Annotated in this window: 2 protein-coding genes and 1 pseudogene; 2 read left to right on the forward strand and 1 reads right to left on the reverse strand. The window is 70.8% G+C overall.

Annotation, left to right across the window (positions count from 1 at the left end; all coding sequences use genetic code 11):
• On the forward strand, positions 1-330 hold a 330-nt coding region (locus AB0I03_RS26640; protein WP_360417369.1), incomplete at its 5' end, for a Uma2 family endonuclease.
• Between the two features lie 60 nt (positions 331-390).
• A complete protein-coding gene (locus tag AB0I03_RS26645; protein ID WP_360417371.1) occupies positions 391-921 on the forward strand; it encodes a DinB family protein in 531 nt (176 codons plus the stop codon).
• A 19-nt stretch (positions 922-940) separates the two neighbouring features.
• On the opposite strand, the pseudogene AB0I03_RS26650 reads toward AB0I03_RS26645, so the two are convergent.
• Positions 941-1,336, reverse strand: a pseudogene (locus AB0I03_RS26650) (response regulator); the annotation flags it as partial.

The following is a 1,336-nucleotide window of genomic DNA, read 5'->3' on the forward strand; positions in this document are numbered from 1 at the left end:
CTGCGACACCCGGACGTCACGGTGATCGCCTGGACCGATCTCGGCGTTCAAGGCTCCGCCGACCCGCGTACGGCCGTCGCCGCCATCGAAGTCGTCTCCCGCTCCAACCCCGACAACGACTGGGTGGGCAAGGTCCGCGACTACCCCCTGATGGGCATCCCGATCTACGCGATCTTCGATCCCCGTACCGGCAGCGGCGCCGTCTTCACCGACATCCACTCCACCCCGGACGGCCCGCGGTACGCCGTCCGCAAGGACTTCGTCTACGGCGAGGACGTGACGATCGGGGAGTGGACGATCTCGACGGGGGATCTGCCGCTGTACGCCTAGCCGCGCTGGCCGCGTCGGCCCGGCCCCGCCCGGCATCGGCTGCCCCTAACATCACCTGCCATGACCGCTGAAGCCGATCCCCCGGCAGAGCCCGATGTCACGCTCACCAGCCCGGCCGAGTTGTTGGCGGGCTATCTGGATTTCTACCGTGACGCCGTGCTGCGCAAGCTGGCCGGCCTGACCGACGAGGAACTGCGGGGCAGCCGGCTGCCGTCCGGCTGGGCGCCGCTGGAGCTGTTGAAGCATCTGGCCTATGTGGAGCTGCGCTGGTTGCAGTGGGGCTTCGCCGGGCAGCAGGTCGAACAGCCGTGGGGCGACATGGAGGCCCGTGGCGGCAGATGGCGTGTCGAGGCGGGTGAGACCGTCGAGGAGGTGACGGCGTTCTTCCGCGCCCAGTGCGAGCGGTCCCGCGCGATCGTCGCCGGCGCGCGGCTGGAGGACCGGATGGCCACGCTGGGGGGCCGGGTCCCGTCTGAGGAGGAGCGGCCGACGCTGATCTGGGTGCTGTTCCATCTGCTCCAGGAGTACGCGCGGCACGTCGGGCAGCTCGACGTCGTCCGGGAGCTTGCCGACGGCGTCACCGGCGAGTAGTCGGAGGCGGGTGCCGGGCCTACGCCTCCCGGCCGGCCATCAGGCGCTCCACGGACTGTTCGAGGGCGGCGATGCGGTCGGCGAGGCCGGCGGATTCGATGTCACGGGCGTCGCGGAGCAGCAGTTCGATCTGGACGAGGCGGCTGGCGATGTCGGAGAGGGCCTCGTCGCCGACGGGGGGTGCCGGTGCCGGTGCCGGAGCGTCCTCGGGTGCGTGCGGGGCGTGGGCGGGGCCGTGGGGTTCGGCGGGCGTCGCCGGGCTCTCCATGGGGGTGGGGCCGGTCAGCAGGCGTTTCAACTGGTCGGCTTGGGAGGCGAGTTGATGGTTCTTGCGGTAGAGGTCGAGGAAGACGTTGACCTTGGTGCGCAGGAGCCAGGGGTCGAAGGGCTTGATGAGGAAGTCGGCGGCGCCGAC

The organism is Glycomyces sp. NPDC021274, from assembly GCF_040641195.1.
Lineage (GTDB): Bacteria > Actinomycetota > Actinomycetes > Mycobacteriales > Micromonosporaceae > Glycomyces.

Coding starts and splice junctions, on each gene's coding strand:
- AB0I03_RS26645 (WP_360417371.1), top strand. CDS start 391: ATGACCGCTGAAGCCGATCCCCCGGCAGAGCCCGATGTCACGCTCACC.